Annotated in this window: 22 protein-coding genes; 1 reads left to right on the top strand and 21 read right to left on the bottom strand. The window is 65.1% G+C overall.

Translation table 11 applies throughout. From position 1 onward, the window contains the following. Nucleotides 1-24: 24 nt before the first annotated feature. The 15 genes from V6766_RS13640 to V6766_RS13570 form a co-directional block, all read right to left on the bottom strand. Nucleotides 25-1,767: a relaxase/mobilization nuclease domain-containing protein gene (locus V6766_RS13640; protein ID WP_448467264.1), complete on the bottom strand. Its 1,743-nt coding sequence runs from the start codon at nt 1,765-1,767 to the stop codon at nt 25-27. 243 nt (nt 1,768-2,010) lie between these two features. Continuing rightward, entirely contained in the window at nt 2,011-2,778 is a 768-nt protein-coding gene (locus V6766_RS13635) for a lytic transglycosylase domain-containing protein (protein WP_448467262.1), read from the bottom strand. A gap of 3 nt (nt 2,779-2,781) precedes the next feature. Next, nucleotides 2,782-3,117 carry a DUF736 domain-containing protein gene (locus V6766_RS13630; protein ID WP_292060101.1) on the bottom strand — a complete coding sequence of 112 codons (336 nt, stop codon included), beginning with the start codon at nt 3,115-3,117 and terminating at the stop codon, nt 2,782-2,784. Nucleotides 3,118-3,165: 48 nt separating this feature from the next. Beyond that, nucleotides 3,166-3,711: a S26 family signal peptidase gene (locus V6766_RS13625; protein ID WP_448467260.1), complete on the bottom strand. Its 546-nt coding sequence runs from the start codon at nt 3,709-3,711 to the stop codon at nt 3,166-3,168. Beyond that, nucleotides 3,708-4,229, bottom strand: a complete 522-nt coding sequence (locus V6766_RS13620) for a DUF2840 domain-containing protein (RefSeq protein WP_044406475.1) — start codon at nt 4,227-4,229, stop codon at nt 3,708-3,710. The genes V6766_RS13625 and V6766_RS13620 overlap by 4 nt, the downstream gene beginning before the upstream one ends. Next, the gene (locus V6766_RS13615) at nt 4,226-4,477 is read right to left on the bottom strand and encodes a hypothetical protein (RefSeq protein ID WP_044406473.1); all 252 of its coding nucleotides are present in this window, start codon (nt 4,475-4,477) and stop codon (nt 4,226-4,228) included. The genes V6766_RS13620 and V6766_RS13615 overlap by 4 nt, the downstream gene beginning before the upstream one ends. Next, on the bottom strand, nt 4,474-5,112 hold the full coding sequence (parA, locus tag V6766_RS13610; RefSeq protein WP_448467257.1) for a ParA family partition ATPase: 639 nt from the start codon (nt 5,110-5,112) through the stop codon (nt 4,474-4,476). Before parA ends, V6766_RS13615 begins: the two co-directional genes overlap by 4 nt. Next, nucleotides 5,109-6,284: a replication initiator protein A gene (locus V6766_RS13605; protein WP_448467255.1), complete on the bottom strand. Its 1,176-nt coding sequence runs from the start codon at nt 6,282-6,284 to the stop codon at nt 5,109-5,111. The genes parA and V6766_RS13605 overlap by 4 nt, the downstream gene beginning before the upstream one ends. An 8-nt stretch (nt 6,285-6,292) precedes the next feature. Further along, nucleotides 6,293-6,565, bottom strand: coding sequence for a helix-turn-helix transcriptional regulator (locus V6766_RS13600; RefSeq protein ID WP_044406460.1), 273 nt, complete (start codon nt 6,563-6,565; stop codon nt 6,293-6,295). A gap of 127 nt (nt 6,566-6,692) precedes the next feature. Next, on the bottom strand, nt 6,693-7,160 hold the full coding sequence (locus V6766_RS13595; protein WP_448467252.1) for a DUF2285 domain-containing protein: 468 nt from the start codon (nt 7,158-7,160) through the stop codon (nt 6,693-6,695). Continuing rightward, on the bottom strand, nt 7,117-7,452 hold the full coding sequence (locus V6766_RS13590) for a transcriptional regulator domain-containing protein (RefSeq protein ID WP_448467250.1): 336 nt from the start codon (nt 7,450-7,452) through the stop codon (nt 7,117-7,119). The genes V6766_RS13595 and V6766_RS13590 overlap by 44 nt, the downstream gene beginning before the upstream one ends. A gap of 142 nt (nt 7,453-7,594) precedes the next feature. After that, complete coding sequence (locus V6766_RS13585; RefSeq protein WP_448467248.1) at nt 7,595-7,963, bottom strand: DUF2285 domain-containing protein; 369 nt, start codon at nt 7,961-7,963, stop codon at nt 7,595-7,597. Between the two features lie 20 nt (nt 7,964-7,983). Further along, nucleotides 7,984-8,244 carry a helix-turn-helix domain-containing protein gene (locus V6766_RS13580; RefSeq protein ID WP_044406454.1) on the bottom strand — a complete coding sequence of 87 codons (261 nt, stop codon included), beginning with the start codon at nt 8,242-8,244 and terminating at the stop codon, nt 7,984-7,986. A gap of 184 nt (nt 8,245-8,428) precedes the next feature. Beyond that, complete coding sequence (locus V6766_RS13575) at nt 8,429-8,749, bottom strand: DUF736 domain-containing protein (protein WP_044418038.1); 321 nt, start codon at nt 8,747-8,749, stop codon at nt 8,429-8,431. Nucleotides 8,750-9,331: 582 nt separating this feature from the next. Next, nucleotides 9,332-9,769 carry a hypothetical protein gene (locus V6766_RS13570; RefSeq protein ID WP_448467246.1) on the bottom strand — a complete coding sequence of 146 codons (438 nt, stop codon included), beginning with the start codon at nt 9,767-9,769 and terminating at the stop codon, nt 9,332-9,334. Nucleotides 9,770-10,040: 271 nt separating this feature from the next. On the opposite strand from V6766_RS13570, the gene V6766_RS13565 reads away from it, so the two are divergent. Then, nucleotides 10,041-10,514, top strand: coding sequence for a DUF2975 domain-containing protein (locus V6766_RS13565; RefSeq protein ID WP_448467244.1), 474 nt, complete (start codon nt 10,041-10,043; stop codon nt 10,512-10,514). 11 nt (nt 10,515-10,525) lie between these two features. On the opposite strand, the gene V6766_RS13560 is transcribed toward V6766_RS13565, so the two are convergent. The 6 genes from V6766_RS13560 to V6766_RS13535 form a co-directional block, all read right to left on the bottom strand. Continuing rightward, nucleotides 10,526-11,446 carry a DUF2493 domain-containing protein gene (locus V6766_RS13560; RefSeq protein WP_448467242.1) on the bottom strand — a complete coding sequence of 307 codons (921 nt, stop codon included), beginning with the start codon at nt 11,444-11,446 and terminating at the stop codon, nt 10,526-10,528. Nucleotides 11,447-11,771: 325 nt separating this feature from the next. Then, complete coding sequence (locus tag V6766_RS13555; protein ID WP_448467240.1) at nt 11,772-12,836, bottom strand: DUF7146 domain-containing protein; 1,065 nt, start codon at nt 12,834-12,836, stop codon at nt 11,772-11,774. After that, nucleotides 12,836-17,131: a strawberry notch-like NTP hydrolase domain-containing protein gene (locus tag V6766_RS13550; RefSeq protein WP_448467238.1), complete on the bottom strand. Its 4,296-nt coding sequence runs from the start codon at nt 17,129-17,131 to the stop codon at nt 12,836-12,838. Before V6766_RS13550 ends, V6766_RS13555 begins: the two co-directional genes overlap by 1 nt. Nucleotides 17,132-17,224: 93 nt before the next feature. Then, the gene (locus tag V6766_RS13545) at nt 17,225-17,443 is read right to left on the bottom strand and encodes a DUF6117 family protein (protein ID WP_448467236.1); all 219 of its coding nucleotides are present in this window, start codon (nt 17,441-17,443) and stop codon (nt 17,225-17,227) included. Then, nucleotides 17,440-17,850 carry a hypothetical protein gene (locus V6766_RS13540; protein WP_448467234.1) on the bottom strand — a complete coding sequence of 137 codons (411 nt, stop codon included), beginning with the start codon at nt 17,848-17,850 and terminating at the stop codon, nt 17,440-17,442. The genes V6766_RS13545 and V6766_RS13540 overlap by 4 nt, the downstream gene beginning before the upstream one ends. Before the next feature lie 100 nt (nt 17,851-17,950). Next, entirely contained in the window at nt 17,951-19,642 is a 1,692-nt protein-coding gene (locus tag V6766_RS13535; RefSeq protein ID WP_448467232.1) for a ParB/RepB/Spo0J family partition protein, read from the bottom strand. Nucleotides 19,643-19,751: the final 109 nt, after the last annotated feature.

The raw sequence follows: 19,751 nt of genomic DNA, 5'->3' as shown, positions 1-19,751 counted from the left end.
CAAGCGTCGGCGCGTCTGCGAGTACTACCGCCCCAGCCCCCGCTTGCGGCCGAAGCTCCAATCTACACCACCGTCGCCGCGCGCGACGCCGGAGATATGGCGGCCGAGATGTTTCTCCATCGATGGCGTCCAGGGCACGAGCTGGAAGCCGAGCCCGTCGTCGATCATCGCGAAGCGACCAGAGGCGAGCGTCAGGCGCTGGCGATAGGCGCCGGCGACATGCTCGCCGGCGCCTGCACGCTGGAACGGTTGTCCGGTCTTCGCCGCTAGTTTCTCGCCGACTTCGTCCAACTCGCGCCGGCGGAGCGTGTCGATGAGATTGCGGCTGAAGACGATGCGCCGCCCCTGCCGCTGGGCCAAGCCTTCCCCGATGAGGTGGTCGGCCCGCCTGTCGAGAGCGTCGCGTACTTCCCCGCCAAACCCGTTTTCTGACAGCGCGGCCGGCTCGCGCGCGATGTTCTGCCGGTCGAGCCAGGTCGCACCCGATGCCGTCACCTGCCGTTCGATGTCGAGATCGGAGCGCACCGCGAGCGCGATCCGCCGCTGGCCGCGGGAATCGTCATAGGCGCGCAGCTCGACGATCGAGCCCGGCGCGCTATCGCCGGCGGCGCTGAGATCGGCGAGCTTGAAGTGATGGGATCGACCGTCGATGCCGTCGACCACGGCATAGGCCGTGCCCTTGAGCTCGTCGTCGAGCCCGCGCTCGACCAGACGCCCGACGATGGGCGCGTCGAGGCTTTCGGCTGCCAACACGTAGTCCGCCGATCCACGCTCAATGCCGCGCTCGGTCAACGCGCGGTGCATGCGCCTGATGATGTCGCCGCGCTCCCCGAGTTCACGCAGCGTCGCCTCGGCCTTGTCGCCGATCATCCATTGACCGGGGCCGACCTGCTCGGCCAAGCCGAGTGTTTCCAGCTTGCGCAGGCGCCCGACCTTCAGCGCATGGAATTCATCCGGTTGTTCGCCCGGCGGCGGAGCGAGGTCGATCACTCCGGTGCGCCGGCTGTCGCGGGCAAGCTGACGGTCGAGTTGCGTCCAACGCTCGGTCTCGATCTGGCTTTCGAGGGTGCGGCGGATATCGAGATCGGTGCGCGGGCCAAGCTCCTGGGTGATGAGATCGCGCGCCCGGTCGCGCATGCCTTCCTTGATGTAGTCGCGGGAGATGACGAGGTCTTCACCGTCCTGGCGGCGCACGCCGCGCACGATCAGATGGACATGCGGGTGCTCGGTGTTCCAGTGATCGACGGCCACCCAGTCGAGCTCGGTGCCGAGATCCTTTTCCATCTGGCCAACAAGGTCGCTGGTGAAGGATCGCAGGTCTGACATCTCCAGCGCGTCGTCTGGCGAGACGATGAAGCGGAAATGATGCCGGTCGTCCTCGCAGCGCTCGGTGAAGGCCCTGCCGTCCGCCTCCTCCTCTCCCGGCCCGAACAGTTGCGCCTTTTCTCCGTCCCGAGTGACGCCGTCGCGGCGCAGATAGTCGAGATGGGTGCCGAGCGGCGCGGCGCGTGCCGAATGGCGAACCACGCGCGCCTTGATGACGGCGCCGCGTGAGCGCGCGGTGATGAGACGATTGGCCTGGATGCTGGCCCGCTGCCCATGGCCGAAGCGCGAGCGGTTGCCGGATGTGACGCGGCCGGAGCGCGACACGCCGCCGCCCGCCTTCTTCGCGGCCGCCAGCGCCTGGGCGATGAAGGGGCGAGCCGCCTGCGCACGCGTCGAGCGGATGCGGCCGGGGCGGACGCGGAACTCGCGGTCATCGGCCACGGCATCGCCCCGCAATGTGCGAAAAATCCTGCAAAGCTGGGAAGTAGAGCGCTTGGCGCACATTGCGCCGATGGCGGACAATGTGCGGAACGCGCCAGAAAATCCAAACAAAACAACCGACCGACCGGCGCGCAATGTGCGCCCTTTTATCCTGCCATCGGTCGGTTGTGGTGCCTGCTGCTACCCTTCGCACACTCCATGACACGCCAGAGCCCGAAATCATGCGATGAGAGCTGAAACGCGTCATCGCTCACCCCCCGTGTCATCCTGCGCAATGAAGATGGTCTTCGGGTGGGAATGATCCTCGATGTCCGATTGCACCGGCACGGAAGCGGAGGCGCCGTCCGAGTGCTTGTCCGTGACGCTATCCACGACCGTCCGGTGGTCAACCGAGCGCGGGACGAATAGCGGCGCCTCGCGCCAGTCGGGTGGCGGTGATGGCACAGCCGGAGCGCCGGGCGACGGCACCGTTGCGCCCAGTGCCGGTGCAAGCAGATCGACATAGGCGCGCGTTTCGGTGGGCAACGGACGGCCCGTCGCGAGGTGCTCGTCGTAGCGATCGGGACCGGCATTGTAGGCCGCGAGCATGGCCGGAATCGTACCATAGCGGTCGTACATCTCGCGCAGATAGGCCGCGCCCGCCAGGATGTTGTCGCGCGGGTCGAAGGGATCGGAACTGAGCCGATGTCGAACCCGCAGATCATCCCAAGTCGCTGGCATGACCTGCATCAATCCCTGTGCTCCTGCGCTTGAGAGCGCGCGCGTATTGCCTGCACTTTCGGCACGCATGACCGCGACGATCCAGTGTTCGGGAATGCCGAACCGCTGCGCCGCCTCGGCGATATGCGCGGCAACGGGATCGTCGACTTCATGTCGTCCGGCGGGTGCCGGCTGCGCGGACGCGCTGCCGGTCTCGAGGGTCGCGAGAGACAGGCCGGAAAGGAGAAGGAGGGCAATGCGGCCGCAGGGACCGCACCGCCGCAGTGCTGCTGACGGACCGATGAGCGGCATCGATCAGTCCTGCTCGTCGCGCTTCTTCGGGCGGGTCCAGTGCAGGCCCCAGTCGCGTCCATTCTCGTCCGACTGGAACAGCCGGGCGCGCACCGGAACCGCGAATGCCGGGTCATCGAGGACGACGGAGATGAACGTGCCTGCGCGGTCGCCGGTATGTTTCCAGCCGGCGCCGACTTCGGGGCCGGTCTCGTCGCCGAGATGGACGCGATAGGCCGGCGCATTCTCGCTGTCGGCGTTCTCGGCCGTGACGAAGGTGAGCGCGCAGTCGAAGGACAGCGAGCGGATGCGTCCGCTATAGCCGTCTGCTGTGCGGGTGAACTGACCGATCTGGGGCATGATGATCTCCTGTTTGGATGCGGTGGGATTGCAGGAAGGCGTGCGTCGTCACCGCGTCGGCGCGCGCCAGACGAAGCGGCCATCGCCGTCTTCGTCGGTGTAGAGAGGGACGGCCTGGCCAATGACGGTCGTCGCCGAAAGCGGTCCGAAATAGCGACCGTCGAGGCTGTCGGGGACTTGCCAGTTCATCAGGAAGAACTCGTCTTCGGCGACGGTGCGACAGCCGCTCCAGACCGGCAGCGGGCGGTCCAGGCGATCATGGTCGCGGGCTTCGCCCATGGCGATTCCGTCGACCGTGATGGTGCGGCCGATCCGGCATATGCGCTGTCCCGGCAGGCCGAGAACGCGCTTCAGGATCGGCACGTCACGGCCGATGTAACCGCGCTCGACCATGAAGTCCTCGAGCGGCTCGGGTGGCATGACCGCGACGAGATCGGGAACGTCGAGATGCTCGGCGGGGTCGATCCGATAGAGCCCGATCGGTGCGCTGGCCGACACGTTCCAGACGAGCTTGAGCGAGGTTGGAACGATTGCAGCCGCGGCGACGCACATCGCTGCGAAGCATGTCGCCTTGACGTAGCCGAAGCGGGTCATCGTTCGATCTCCCGCCGCTTGAGCCAGGCCTGATGGCGCTCCCGCGTGTAAGGACGCGGTTCCTGGCCCGCGCTCATCCGGTGGGCCACATGGCGCCAGTGATCGGGGGCGGCGTCGCAGGGATCGACGTCGGCGGCTTCCACCGCGTCGATGTGCTGGAGCACCTTCTCGACCTTCGGCCAGCCTTCGATCTTGAGCAGGATTTCCCCGCCGGGGCGCACGAAAGGCAGCGTCTGATATGCGGCGCCGGGTTCGACGGGGCGCACGATGTCGATGCGGGAGATGACGGTGCCGTAGTCGTTTGCCGCCCAACGCACGAAGGCGAAGACCGCGCCGGGACGGAAGGAGACGACGCGCCGGCGGCGGTCGATGATCCGCTCGCCGGCCGCGCGGCCGAAGCGAATCCAGTATTCGATCCTGCCCTCGATCCAGGTCAGTTCGACATGAGTGAGTGCGTCGGAAGTGTTCGCGGAGTGCGTCGGGCTTTCACCGACGCCGGGAGCCGTGGCGCCGGTCATGATGGATCTCCTTCATCATTGGGGAATTCGCGGGCGAGCAGGTCGCGCAGCATGTCGGCGACGGTGACGCCGCGCCGGAAGGCGGCGATCTTGATGCGCCCGCGCAGCTCGGGCGTGATGTCGATGGTCAGGCGGGCGGTGAATCCGGAGGGCTTGCCGTCACGGGGAGCAGCATCGGCTGATCTGATCCAGTGCTCGGGTTCGCCCGGTCGGGCGGCGAAGGCGCGGCGATTTGGACGGTCGCTCATGGTGCGAGCCTTCCGATCTCTACCGCCAGCGCCGCCACTTCCCGCGCGGCGATGCTGTCCGCGTCGCATTCGCAAGCGAGGCGGCCGGACTGTGCGGCCGACGCAAAGATGACGCGCTGGCCGATCGTCGCTTTGAGCGCGGGCGGGTCCTGGTCGGCGAGCGCATCGCCGGTCTCGCGTGCGATGATGGTTCGTGCCGGACAGCGGTTGAGGACGAAGCGCACGGCGAGCTGCGGACGGAATATCCGCGCCTCCTCGATCAGGCGCAGGATCTCCGCCGAGGCCCAGCCATCGAAGGGTGACGGCTGCACCGGAATGAGGATGACGTCTGCGGCGAGCAGCGCCGAGCGCATCAGCCCCGCGACGCGCGGCGGACCGTCGATGACGACGTGATCGGCATTGCGGGCGAGCTCCGGGGCTTCGTGATGGAGCGTATCACGCGCAAGGCCAATGACGCCGAAGCTTCGCGGCAGGCCCTCACAGCTGCGTCTCTCGGACCAGTCGAGCGCCGATCCCTGCGGGTCGGCATCGATCAGGGTGACGGTGCTTCCGCCTCGCGCCCATTCGCCGGCGAGGTGCAAGGCGAGCGTCGTCTTGCCGACACCGCCCTTCTGGTTGAGGAACGCCGCAATCATGAAGCGTCTCCCGCACCAGTACGGGCCGGATCGTTCTTGGAGACAGCGTCGTCATCGCGTTCAGAGAATGCCGTCTGGCGTCCGCGCTCTTCCTCTTTTCGGTGTGTCGGAGAGTGTTTCTCCCCAGAGTGCCCGCCCCTACAAAAGTTAGATTCTTTGTTAGACTCTAAGTTAAGGGGTCGATTTCCGCTTTCTGCGGAAGAGGTTAGATGCGGTTTGGGTTCCCGATAGCACGATGGGTCGGTTCCCGATGGCACGATAGTCCGGGTTCCCGATAGCACGACGGCTTCCACAGCCTGTCCACAGGGCGCCGGCTCGAAGGCGAGCAGCGTGCGCCCGCCCGCCTCGATCTCGAGAAACAGCGTGTAGCCGGGTAGCGGTTGTCGCTGGATGATCGCGCGCAGTTCGAAGGCGAAGCGCTTGAACGGTGAAAGGCTCCCGGATTTGACGTAGAGATGCCGGAAGTCGAACCGCCAGCCGCGCTTCTGCCTGCCGCCATGCTTGCGCACGATCCGGTACAGCCAACGCTCGATCCCGCCCGTGAGGCCGAAATAGGCGCGGTCGATGGTGAGGACGAGCGCCTCGTCCAGCACCGCCTTGTAGAACCAGTCCGGCACGATGATCTCGATTCCGTCCGGATTGCCGAACGCGTCGGCGCGCTCGGTCCATTCGTTGATCCAGGAGAAGCGGTGCATGCGCCTACCGGTCGTACGACTGCTCGGCGCACCTTCATTTCGGCTGCGTGGATTGGACGGTGGCTGGCGCAGGGTGGTTGCGACCGTGGTCGATTGCAGCCGGTCGAGCGCGGCTCTCAGCCGGCGATAGTCGCGCGCGCCGGTGCCACGTCCGACGAAGGTCAGGATTTCGTATGGGGTGGTGGCGATCAGGCGCGAAGTGCGAAAGCCGTTGTCGCGCGCCTCGACGATCTGGCTGGCCGCCCAGATCAGGATGTCGGCATCCCAGATTGTGGCCATCCCATGCTCTGGCACGGCTTCCACGCGGATGGCGATCTCACCGGTGCGGAAGTCGATCGGCTCGACGCGGTGGGATTTGGATAGGGAGAAAAACGGATAGGCCATGAGGTCCTGCGCATCGCGCGGCGCGAGATCGCTCGGCAGAGCGCGGAACAGCTCAAGCTGCTCCCGTTCCGAATTGCGGGGCCGCGTCGTCATGGGAGTAATCAGCGGCTCTCGGCAGACGACGGATCGTCATGACGTTTGGCCGGAAGGACCGTGCCGACGCCGGGGTCGGAGGTGGATTGCTTGACGCCACGTTCCGCCCAGGCCTGCAGGTCATCGACGGAGTAGACGACACGGCCACCGAGTTTGCGGTAGGCAGGACCGGTTCCGTAGGTGCGGTGCTTTTCGAGGGTGCGGGCGGAAAGGCTGAGCAACCGGGCTGCTTCGGGTGTTCTCAGATAGCGCGGCGGGATGCCGGCGGTGGCTGCGGACATGATCGTGCCTCCATGATCCTTGCTGGCGCCGCCGGATATCGGCGGAGCGTCAGGGTCACCGTGGCGGAGAAGAAGGGGCGTGGGGGAGTGCGAAGTTTCCAGAAAACAATCGCACCCTGGTCGGCGGTTAGCTCAAGTCGGGGCGGTGGCCGAGAAGCAGGCGGCGATAGCCGCCGGAGACGAGGTCGAGGCCAGTGACAGCGCGGCGCATCACCGTGTCGCGCAGCGAAGAGGATTTCCAGGTGATGGCGTTGACTGTGGCGGCGCCGAACACCGCCTCGGCGATCTCCTGATGGGTGGCGCCCGCTTGGCGTCCATCGATCGTGCGGAGCATTTCGATCAGCTGTCGCTGCCTGTGCGGCGTTATCCGCTTGTCGATTGCAGTTCCGCGTCGCAGGGCCACATCGCGGAACCGATTGATCGCATCGATGCGATCCTGAAAGTGCGGGTCGATGAGCGTCACAGCCGCGACCGGACCAGCCGGTGGGTGGCCATCAAGACAGATTGCTACGAACTGCGATGTGCCGAGGGAGAAATGAACGTAGAGGCCCTCATCCGCGGCTCTGGCGTCGGCCGTGACGATGGTGACGTTCATCGTTGGCATGGCGGAGGCATTTTGAGTTGTCAGAATGAGGACGGCCGGGTCGACGGCCGGGCTCCAGAAGATCTTTGCGTCTATGGCGGACAAGTTTGGGGCTATCGGGAAAGCGCAACCCCCAGTGCGCCGTTAGCGCGGCTGCGGCACGGTCGTCCGCTGGGTCGGAGGCTAGCGCCTCCTTCTGGTATTCAGGATTTCGCCTGAGAAACTCCCAAGCGAGTCCTTCGGGATTCAGATCGCTCAGGTATTGGTAGTTCGTCGGATCTCGCCAGTTCCTTTCCGCCACCATGCCGTCTTCCTCCTCCTCAAATCTGCGCGGTGGTACGCATGTGATTGGAAGGTCGCGTCAAAATTGAAATCAGGGAAGCCAGGCAACCGACATATGGTGATGCGTGTAGCGCATCACCCGAAGCTCGGTCAGTCGAGAGTGTTCAATGGTAAGCGGAGCGCAGGAGGTCGCGGTAACCGTTCTCGGTCATCCAATGCGCGCGGGCGAGATGTGTCTGATGAATGTGCTGAGCACGATCGGGTTGTTCTTCGGGATCGAGTCCAAAGATCGTGCGGACAGCTTCGGCCCAATGCGCGGCGTCGGCCTCCGCATCGAGCAAACGAAGATAGGTCTCAAAATGCGCGCGGTCGTAGTCGGTCAAGTGTTCGCTGTGCGGCGGCTCGTCCAGAAAGTCAGCTTGCCCCATCTGTCCCCCGGTCTCTCGGCGCGAGGCCTCGGTGCATATGGTTAACGTAAATTGACAAAATTTGTAGAGGCGCACCGAAAAATCGCTGCGAAAGGTGTGGCGCATTGCGCCTGACACCTCCGTTGTCAGGCCAGCGCTTCTGGCTTGTTAGGTCTCGCGGCATCGACAATCATCACTCCTTCGCCTCGGTCGGAGGACAGGAAGACGATGCCTGCTGCTTCCAGCGCCCGGCGAATCTGGTCGCACGTGCTCTCATGCACCTTGAGTCCGTTGACGGACTCGAGGCGCTTGAGCGCGGTCAGCGAAACCAGGGCCTTTTCAGCGAGCATCTCTTGCGTCCAACCGAGCAATGCGCGCGCGGCCCGTGCCTGTCGGGCGGTGATCATGCATGATCACCTCCTACAGACCCCGGCATTCACGCCACTAAAACGACTATAATAGTCGCCTTTGGTCGATTTGAAAGCAGAAAAACCGTTTTGAATCGGGCAATCGGCGGTTGACGGCGCATCTGATTCGGTCGGCATAAGAAAAGGTCCCGCCCGGACCAGCCGGGCGGGAGCTTGTCGGGCCTCACTCGCCGTTGCGACGGGTGGGGCGCGACCAGATGAGGCTGTAGCCGTCGTCTTCGTCGTCGAAGAGGTTGGCGTAGATCGGAGCGGTGAAACTCGGATCGTCGAGCTTGAGGCCGAGATAGTCGCGGCCCTCGTTCGACTGCTTGGACCAGGCTGCCCCGATCTCGGCGCGACCGACCAGGACGCGGTGGCTGGGAGCGTTCTCGCTGGTCTGGTTGGTTTCAGGGACAATGCGGACGTTCTTGGCCTGCACGTTGAGGGTGACGATTTCGCCGGTGTATTCGTTGCCGGACTTCTTGAAGGTGCCGATGGTTGCCATGGTAGTTCTCCTTGATCGCTGGTTTCGAGCCCGCACCACGCGGCCTCGATGGCGATCGGAGAGGCCGGAGGCGATCGACGGCGCATCGCTTGCGACCGCAGCGTCAGCGGAGGATGGCGATCCGGCGGGTTTCTTGCTGCGCGAGGAATGGCGGCGCAGCCGGCAGGGGAAGAAACTTGACGGGCGCCATTGCGCCATAGGCGATCGAGGCGAAGCCGGCCTTCGGCCAGATCAGTCCATTGAAGAGGCCGTTTGGAGCGGTCGGCTCCCAGGGAAAGGTCAAGGAGAGAGTGGCGATACCGTGCGCTCAAGCTCTTGTCCGGCGAAGAAACGCAATTCGTTCGCTACCCAGCAGGCCACAGCCCGCATCGTATTCGGCGCCATCAGACGCAAACCCCCACCCATTCCCCTGCATTGTCGGTTGCACAGGGATCGGGGCCATTTGCGCCATGCCGCCTGCGGGCGCTGATCCTCGACCGAAATCGTCGGTTCGACACTTACCGCGCGTCCGCCTCGCCCAGACTTCGATACGGGGTGCGGCGGAATCTCGGCCTCCCCTCCCGGTTCGACCGGCGACGACGCTCAGACGCTGGCGGGGGTCTGCCCGGCAGGCCCGGGCGGTGCCATGGAGGTCACGCGCACGAAGGCCGTGATGCCGATGGCCACCGCGCCGATCACGGAGAAGACGGTCTGCCAGGTTTCCGACGGCATGAGATGTTTGACGATGCCGTGAGTGGCGTGGAAACCCGCGATGGCGGCAGGTGCCACGAAGGCGAGCGCGACAGCGAGTTTCACCCACATGGGCCGGGCGAACAGGATGAGGAACTGCGCAAGGCCGAACACAAGGCCAGCGCCAACAAGTCCGATAAGGACGCTGCCCGGCAGGCCGGCTCCGGTCTGATAGGCCCACATTCCGGCCGCCACGCCGCCGAGCGCGGGCAAGGCGTAAATGGCAAGCGTGAACAGCAACCAGCAGAGGACGGCGATTGCGGTGACGGATCCGAGGATGGCAATAATCATGGTGGCGTCTCCGTAAGATGAGGTTCGAACGGTCGCGCCTCCACCACCACCGCGGCGCGATTGAAGCGTATCACATTTTTGAGTCGGGTGCGATTGGGAAGGTCCGCTTCGAGCCCGTGTTTCACCTTCAATTCTATGACGCACACGGCAGCTTTGCGCCGCAGTGAGGCCTACTTTGGTTGGCATACAGCCTGGGTTCAACAACCAAGTGGCATAACTAGCCGCGCGGTACTAACATCGCTGTCGGATCGTGCGGTTGAGGCAAATCACTATGAAAAGAAGCCCGACGATATTTCTTCAGGTAGTCATTGTGCTCATGGGAGTGGGCGCTCTTGCCGTCATGCTCCTCGAGCCTCACGTCGAGGGCGGGAATGTGAACGCGTCCCTCGTCCAGATATATTTCAATGACCCCTTCCTGGCGTGTGCATATGTGGCGTCCGTTCCGTTTTTTGTGGCGCTATACCAAGCGTTCACATTGCTCGGACAAATCGGGCGAAACAAAGTGTTCTCGCCGGGCTCCGTGCGAGCGCTGCGGATCATAAAATACTGTGCGATATCCCTTGTCGCTCCTCTTCTGGCGGCAGAAGCCTACTTCTTTATGATCGTGCGCGGTCATGATGACATTGCGGGCGGGGTTGCCATCGGTCTCTTCCTGATTGTGGTTTCCACCATCGTCGCCGCTGCTGCATACGTGCTTGAATCAACGTTGCAAAACAACTTCGATACGCGATTGAGGACGGCCTGACGGGAGGCGGTTCATTCGAACCGCCACACCGGGATGCCGAGCTTCCTTGCCTTGTCGGCGAGGTTCTCCTGAATGCCGGTGCCGGGGAAGACCATGACCCCGATCGGTAGGACGTCGAGCATCTGATCGTTGCGCTTGAAGGGCGCGGCACGGCCGTGTTTCGTCCAGTCAGGTGCAAATCCGATCTGGGTGACGTCGCGGTGATCGGCCCAGCGGGCGGCGATCTTCTCGGCGCCTTTCGGCGATTTGCCATGCATCAGCACCATGTCCGGATGCTTGGCATGCACCTGGTCGAGCTTGTCCCAGATCACCTTGTGATCGTTGTAGTCGGCCCCGCCGGAGATGGCGACCTTCGGACCGGCGGGCAGCAGCACTTCACGGCTGGCGCGTTTGCGCTCGGAGATGAAGTCCCGGCTGTCGATCATCGCCGATGTCAGGGCGCGATGATTCACCTGCGAGCCGGTGCGCGGGGACCAAGGTGAACCGGTGGTGCGCAGATAATGCTCGGCGGCGCTGTCGCGGAAAACTTCCAGGCTGTCGCGACGTTCGATGAGGCCTTGTCCGGTCTCGATGAGGCGTTCGAGCTCGACGGCCTTGATTTCGGAGCCATCCTGTTCACGCTGCCCGCGCTTCTGCGCCTGCTCGTTGTCGTCGAGCTTGCGTTCGAGCCGGTCGGCGGCGCGGTGGAACATGTTGACGGTCGACCAGAGGAGGTCATCGAGTTCGCCATCGAGGGCGGTATCCGCCATGGTGGCGATCAGGGCGTCGAAGATGTCGGAGACCGCGCCGGCGATGACGTTGTCCTCGGGGACGAGGCGGGGATCCGGACCGTGCCCGTCGTGGCGGTAGCCGTGGAGTTCCAGTTCGTTCAGTGCGTGCTCGGTCGGCGAGGATTCGTGATGGGGTTCGAAGGTGTCGTCGTCGAGTGTCATCGGGTGGCTCCCTTTGTCGGTTGGCCGCGCCCGCCGCGGCCTTCATGGCGCCGAAAGACGGCGGGCGGACCGGGCCTGCATCCTGGAGCGGCAGCGCAAGGACCGGAGCGGCAGCGGAGGATGGCGGAGGCCGGCGATTTTGCTTCGCGATGGAAAGGCCCGCAGGGCCGAGGGAAAATCGTTGGCCGCAGCCATTGCCGGACCGGACCCGCCTGCCGTCCGGTCGCCCTATCAAGAAGGCCGGGGCGCGGCCCTCTCCGACATCCATAGGGAGCCGTTGACGAAGGTTGCGACGTCACCGCCATCTCCCGCACCGCTGCCCCGTTCAGCCTGACAGAACGGATTCCATGAACCTGGCGACATCCTGCGGCGCGAGTTGAACCCGGATGGAGGCCCGGAAGGAGTCGAGACCACGCAAGCGCAGATCCTCGTTGAGATCGCCCAGCATCGGCGAGAGTGGCAGCGCTTCGATGCCGAGCGCATCTGTCCGTTCGACCAGCGTATCCCGCGCGCCGTCGCCCGCCGGATCGTCATCGCGGACGATGTAGAGTCGGCGCAGCGTGTCGGGGAACAGGATGGCGGCAAGATGAGCTGCGGAGAGCGCAGACGCCATCGGCATCTCGGGCAAGACACAGCGCAGTGACAGCATGGTCTCGATGCCTTCGCCTGCCGCCATGACCTCGCCCGCCACGCCGAAACGCACCGCGTGGCCGAGCAGATCGCCCATTGCCCGTCGCGGCGTTTCGATCGGGGCCTTGCCGAGTGTTGCCTCGCTGAACCCGTCCGGATCAAGCCAGGTCCGGTGCGCGCCTGTCTGGTGTCCGTCTAGGTCGGTGACCGATGCGATCAGCGCGGGCCAGGTCTCTGTCGGGCTATGCTCGTCGGGCCGGTAGTAGCAGCGCGGATCAAATCGTAGCGATCCGGTTTCGTGCAAAGCAGTAATGCCGCGCTTACGGAAATACGTTTCCGCGAGTGTGCCCATAATCGGCTGCGCCATCGAGAACAATCGCTTGGCCGCCAGTGGTGAACCCGTTGGTGCGGGCGATTTCCGCTTCGGTGATGATGCCGGCTCCGGCTCGGGATGCGGCAGGCTGAGAAACCGCCGCGCCTCGTCGGCCACGTCTCTGAACTCCGTCAAACCGCAGCTTTCCCGGATGACATCGAGCAAATCACCATGTTCACCCGTTGCGGCGTCGGTCCATTTGCCCACGGCTCCCTTGCCGGACTCGGGGCCGGTCAGGCGCACGAACATCGAGCGCCCCTTGGTGTTGCGCACGTCGCCCACCATCCAGTAGCGGCCCTCGCGCCGCCCGCTGGAAAGATATTCGCGGCACACGGCCTCGGCCTGCCGGCCGAGACGATGTGCGAGGTCTGAAGCGTCGCGGGTCATCAGGCTGCCTCCCGCTCGGCGATGCGTTCGACCGGGAACCGCTCCAGCAGCCTCGCGAGGACCGCTGCGCCGGAGGCGTCGGTCGGGACGAACAGCCGGAACTTCCACGAGATGATCTCGCCGAAGAGGCCATAGGCCTTGAGGCGGTCGCGCATCGTGTCGGTGAAGCCGGTGAGCTCGATGCGGTTCGCACCCATGACGCGGGCGCGGCGAAGCTGAAGCCCCTCGGCGAGGTCGAGGATCGTGCGACCCTCGGTCAGCGCGGCGAAGGCGTCGTCCGCCGAAAGGCTGGTGGTGCCTGTGGTCGCCGCGTTCGCGGCCCAGGCCGGTGAGACCTTGCGGCCGATGATCCGCTCGCCATCGTCGGTCTGGAGCCGGTAGACCCGCGTCGATTCATTGGGCAGGCGCTTCCAGATCGGCAGCAACAGTCCGGAAACGATGTGGACGGTGCTGTCTGTGAATTCCGGTACCGCCGCCACTTCGGTGTCCCAGATGCGGGCAAACGTCTCGCGGTCGGTTTCGACCCAGTGGGTGTCCGCCATCATCGTGAGCGGGACCTTGGAGGATTCCATCGGCCGGATCAGGCGCACCCGGCGTTCGACGACACCGTCGTCGTCGATCACGCTGGTGGTCGGGACACGCACAGCGGCCCGGCCCGATCGCTCGTTGACCAGCAGGGCTGCACGCGAATCGGTGAGATGGTCGAGCGCCTCGTCCAGCGTGACGGGATGGTTGCGCTCGCGCTGCGCGACGGTGAGCAGCGTGGTCTCCGCGCCGGTCGCGGGATGGGTGTGGATTACCTGCCGGTCGGTGACAGTGAACTGTTCGCCCCTGAGCGTTTCCAGCCCGACATCATAGGTGCCGCTGGCAATGGCGCCCTCGATCAGGGCGGTGAGGATCTGCTCGAAATGCGCGAACAGGATGTTCTGCAGATCGATGGTGAGCGCCAGGAGCCGGTTGAGGAAGGTGGTGATCGGCGGCAGGTCATCTTTGATGCCGGTATCATCCATCAGCTTCAGGCCGGTCGAGGCCTCGAAGGTCTGGAGCGGGCAGCCTTCCACCTTGCCGCCGACGATCATCAGGTAGAGCCGGCGCAGCGCATCACGCGCATAGGCGCTTTCGAGATTGTCCTCGGCGCGGAACAGGCCCTGGCCGCCGGTCTGGCGCTGGCCGCGGGTGATCGCGCCAAGCGTGTCGAGGCGGCGGGCGATCGTGGAGAGGAAGCGCTTCTCGGCTTTCACATCGGTGGCGACCGGCCGGAACAGCGGTGGCTGCGCCTGGTTGGTGCGGTTGGTGCGCCCCAGGCCCTGGATCGCCGCATCGGCCTTCCAGCCCGGTTCCAGCAGATAGTGGACGCGCAGCCGCTGGTTCTTCGCCGCGAGGTCGGCATGGTAGGAGCGCCCCGTACCCCCTGCGTCCGAGAAGACGAGGATACGCTTGACGTCATCCATGAAGGCCTGGGTTTCGGCGAGGTTTGCCGAAATTGCTCGGCCCTCGACGGCGAGGCGATCGGCCGTGGCACCGGCACCCGGCTTGCGGACGATGCGGCGCGAGCGACCCGTGACCTCGGCGACCATATCGGTGCCGAAGCGCTGAATGATCTGATCGAGTGCGCCGGGAACCGGCGGCAGCGAAGCGAGCTTCTCGATCAGCCTGTCACGCCTTGCGACGGCCTCGCGGCTTTCGACGGGCTGGCCGTCACGGCTTACCGGTCGGGAGCACAGATTGCCTTCGGAGTCAGTGAACGGCTCGTAGAGCTGCACCGGGAAGGAATGGGCCAGATAGTCGAGCACATATTCGCGGGGCGTGATGTCGACCTGGACGTCGTTCCAGTCTTCGGTCGGAATCTCGGCCAGGCGTCGTTCCATCAGCGCTTCACCGGTCGAGACGATCTGGATGACGGCGGCATGGCAGGCTTCGAGATCGGCGTCGATGGCGCGGATCAGCGACGGCGTCTTCATCGCCGTGATGAGGTGGTTGAAGAAGCGCTGCTTGGCGCTCTCGAACGCGGACCGTGCGGCGGACTTAGCCTGCCGGTTCAGAGTGCCCTCGCTGCCGGTGACGTTGGTCGCCTGCATGGCGGCGTCGAGATTGTTGTGAATGATCGCGAAGGCGCCGGCATAGGCGTCGTAGATGCGCCGCTGCTCGTCGGTGAGCTGGTGCTCGACCAGCTCGTATTCGACGCCTTCATAGGAGAGCGAACGGGCCTGATAGAGGCCGAGCGCCTTGAGATCGCGTGCCAGCACCTCCATGGCGGCGACCCCGCCATCCTCGATCGCCTCGACGAATTCGGCGCGGGTGGCGAAGGGGAAATCCTCACCGCCCCACAGGCCGAGCCGTTGGGCATAGGCCAGATTGTGAACCGTGGTGGCGCCGGTCGCGGAAACATAGACGACACGGGCATCGGGGAGCGCGTGCTGCAGGCGCAGCCCGGCGCGGCCCTGCTGCGAGGCAGCCTGGTCGCCGCGTTCGCCCTTCGATCCGGCGGCGTTCTGCATGGCGTGGCTCTCGTCGAAAATGATCACTCCATCGAAATCCTTTCCCAACCAATCGACGATCTGCTGCACGCGCGAAACCTTCGATCCGCGCTCGTCGTAGCGCAGCGTGGCATAGGTGGTGAATAGGATGCCCTGCGGCAGACGGATGGGCGTGCCCTGGCGAAAACGCGACAGCGGTGAGACCAGCAGCCGTTCCTGACCGAGGGCCGACCAGTCGCGCTGTGCGTCCTCGAGCAGCTTGTCGGATTTGGAGACCCAGACGGCGCGGCGGCGGCCTTTCAGCCAGTTGTCGAGCAGGATGCCGGCGACCTGTCGACCCTTGCCCGCGCCTGTGCCGTCACCGAGGAACCAGCCACGCCGGAAACGGACAGCGTCGGCGGCGTCTTCCGCCGCGGCGGTGACCACATCGCAGGTGTCATCGACGGTCCAGGAGCCGGCGAGATGCTGGGCGTGGGCTTCGCCGGCATAGATCACGCTTTCGAGCTGGGCGTCCGACAGAGTGCCATCGGCCACGAGCTCCGCCGGCAGATGCGGGCGATGGTCCGGCTTCGGCGGCGCGACCGAGGCCATGGCGGCGGACTGGACGAGCCTGGTGGGATGCGCCTGAGAGCCGGGAATACGGATCGACTGAAGCGCGTATTCCTCGTAGATCGCATCGGTGAGATGCCCGCCCTGCGGCGGGATCCAGTCGACCGTCTCATAGGTGAGCTCTTCGCAGGTCGGGTCGGAAATGGACGATGCGATGCTGACACCACCGCGATTGCGAGGCGCGGCTGCGATCGAGCGCGATGGGATGATCGGCCGTCCGGAGATCGCCGCCAAGGAAACCGGTGCGCGGGGCGGCATGTCCGCCTCGATCCAGCCGAGCAGCGACGCGACATCGGGGGCGATACCCCGCGATGGCGGAAAGGCGGTGGGATCATCGGCCGCGATCTTGTCGATCACCGTCAGCCGGGTTTCGATGGTGGTGCCATGGCGCGCATAGACCTTTCCGTCGATCGCAGCGGTGAAGACGACGCGCCCATGCTCCTGCAACCGCATAAAGGCGTCCCGCCAGTTCGGGGTCTCAGGCGCGAAGCTAGCGCCGGTGATGGCAACCAGACGTCCGCCCGCCGCCAGGCGCGCCAGCGCCGAGGTGACATGACGATAGGCGGCGTCGGCCATGCGTCCCGAGACGTTGGCCATCACCGAGAATGGCGGGTTCATCAGCACGACGCTGGGAACGGCACTGGCATCCAGATAGTCGTCGATCTGTGCTGCATCGAAACGTGTGATCGAACGAGCCGGAAAGAGGGACGAGAGAAACGCACCGCGCGTCTCGGCCAGCTCGTTGAGATGGAGCCGGCCTCCGGCGATTTCGGCGAGAATGGCGAGCAGGCCGGTGCCGGCGGACGGTTCCAGCACGACGTCGTCCACGGTGATCGCGGCGGCCGTCGCCGCGGCGAAGCCCAGGGGAATAGGTGTCGAGAATTGCTGGAAGGCTTCGCTCTCTTCGGAGCGGCGGGTGTGCGAGGGCTGAAGGCCTGCGATCCTGGTGAGCAATGGCAACGCGGCCGCCGGAGACCCGGCTTTGCGCAGAAGCGCCTTTCCGTATTTGCGCAGAAACAGGACAGCGGCGCCTTCGCAAACGTCATAGGCGGTCTTCCAGTCCCAGGCGCCATCGGTGTCGGAGCCGCCGAAGGCGGCATCCATCGAGATGCGGAGCGCGGGCGCGTCGATGCGGCGGCCTTGTTCGAGCAGCGGAAGGAGTTGATGGGCGGCGCGGGCGAGCGCCGCCGCGGGAACGATCTCTGTCATGGGGAGAACCTCGGGAGAGCGGAACGGGACAAGCCGGGCAGTGCTCTCTCTGGACCGCACCGGCTCAAACCCGTCCCGGCAACCCTCTCCCTCTCATGGCTCGGGCGGCCGATAGGCCTCGTAGGGATTGCCGTCGGCAAGATGACCGAAAGGCGTGAAGAGGAACTCCTCGTCGTCCCGGCCGACCGCGCAGATCACATAGCGCACCGCTCCAGTCTCGGCGTCGGCGCATTCGAGCAGGGCGAGATTGCCGTCGGCGGCGGCCCGCAACAGCGTCTGGAAATTGGCGCGGGCATGGTCGGGAATGCTCATGGCCGATCTCCCTGGAGCGTGTCGGCGAGCGATTCGCCGGTATAGGTCCACGCCACAGTCTCGCCGGTGGCAAGGTCGAGGACATGGGCGCCGCCGCCGAACGCGTCGATACGGGGCCGTGAACAGGTATTGGCGTATTGGAAGCCCCACCGTCCGGTCAGTGAGAACGCTGTGGCGCAGCGTTTGACGAACTGGATGACATGTTCCGGATCGCCGGTGCCATCGTCGCGTATCCAGAGGCAGGTGCCGCCATGCTCGGGCACGATCGAGAGATCGAAACCTTCGGACGGCGGGTCTTCCGAGGCGTTTTCATCGGACAGGCGATTGTAGAGATCGAGCGCGCGCGCCGCGTTCTCGGGTGTCCTGACGTCGAGGACGCAGGAGAAGTGGGTGAAGTAGTCGGCCATTGACAGGCTCCTGAAACAAAAAGGCCCGGTGCGGTGACCGGGCCGGGTTGGGAATGATGGTGTGAGATGCGGGGCGGCCCTGGCCGCCCCGCAGGAGTGGCTATTCGGCGGCTACGGTTTGCGGCGCGTCGACCGGCTCTTCCTCGCCGTCGTCCTCGTCGGAGAGGAAGGCCGGCAGGGCTTCGGCACCATCGACCTCGGCATCCGAGGTGGTGCCATCGTCGATGACGGGTAGGCGCAGCGGTTCGGGCAACCAGCCGCTGTCGGCGAGCAGCCGTTCGGCCTCCTTCGCCATGTCCGGCTTCTTCAGGTGGTCGATGAGCTGTGCCGTCTCCTCGCCCTTGGCCTCGCGCACCGCTTCGAGGATGCGGGGTTTGGTCACCCGGCCGAAATAGTTGTCGACTGTCGGCCGCCATCCGATTTCGACCATATCGAGCCCGACGGCACGGGCGAGCCGGTCCGCCTCGTGGATGCGCTGCTGAACGCCGCGCGCCGTCGGCCCCGCGCCATAGGGATTGGCCTTCTCGTAGAGCGCGTTGACGCCGAAGGAGACGCAATGGGCGAGGAGCGCCATGCGGCTCGCATCGTCGAGACCGTCGATCTTGGCCCAGAGCGCCGCGTCGTCTTCGAGGGGCAACTCAGCCTTCCAGGCCTCGTGCCGGTCGTCGATTGTCTTCGCGGCGGCGCTGTCTTTCAGGTCATCTCCCTGGACGGGGAAATAGACCTGCCGGACCGACGCCTCCAGGCATCCCGGTGTCGAGACGTGCTGGAAGGTGTCGCGCACCAGCTTTTGGATCAGCGCGGTCATGGCGACCGAGGGATTGTCGGCCAGCGCATCGCGCAGCGCGAGGGACCGATGCGCCGTCAATTCGATCACCAGCCGTTCGGGCAGCGGCTTGATCGCATCGTCCTCCTCGTCGTGCGGCTCGGGTTCGCCGCCGACGGAAATGACGGTGCGCTGCACGGCGCGGGGCTCGGTCGTCCCATCGCCATCGCTTCCCGCATCATCGCCGCCTTCGGACACTTCATCCTCGGGGCGGACATAGCCACGCTCGACGGAGAGATGGCCATCGTGGCGGATGCTGACGAATGAACCGGCGCGGCCGATTTCGGTCGGATCGTACTGCTTCGGTCGATCCTCGAAGGCCTCGAGCACCATCTCGATCTCGCCAAGCCGTTCATCCACCTCGTCGGGCAACTCATCGGCCTCGGCATATTCGGCTTCGAGGCGGTCGAACTCCTCGCGCAGCGCTTCGCGCACGGCCCGTTCCTCGTGGGTCAGATCGACCGGCGTCCCGGTGAGCGCCCGCAAACCGTTGGTGTGGCCATAGGGCAAATCGGTTGCGACCGAGATCCATTTCCAGCCCTCCTCGGCGATGGTCTCCGCCTCGGCGGTGAGCTTTTCGCCGACCAGCCGTTCGAGCAGAGCGACATCCTCGATCCAGCCGCCGTCATCGTCCTGGAACAGATCGCGCAGGACGGTGCCGCCAGCCTCTTCATAGGCTTCGATGGTGACGAAGCGCACGCGCCGATCCGAGGCCCGCACGGTATTCTCGGTCAGCATGCGACGGATCTGATAAGGCTCCTTCGACCAGCTATGCTCGATTGCCTCCCAGACCTGTTCCTGGCGGGCATGGTCGGTGGAAACGGTGAAGGCCATAAGCTGATCGAGCGTCATGGCGTCCTCGGCATAGAGATCGAGGAGTTTCTCCGACACTGAAGCGAGCTTGAGGCGCTGCTTGACGGTGTTGACCGAGACGAAGAACCGCGCGGCGATGTCTTCCTCGCTCATGCCCTGGTCCCGGAATGTCTGGAAGGCGCGGAACTGGTCGAGGGGGTGGAGCGGTTAGGTTATGCGTCAAGTGTCCTTTTGGCTGGATAACGCTGATTCTAAGGACTTC

It is taken from the genome of Martelella sp. AMO21009 (assembly GCF_053484295.1).
Note: the sequence above shows the minus strand (reverse complement) of the source record. Positions and strands in the feature narration are given on the sequence as shown.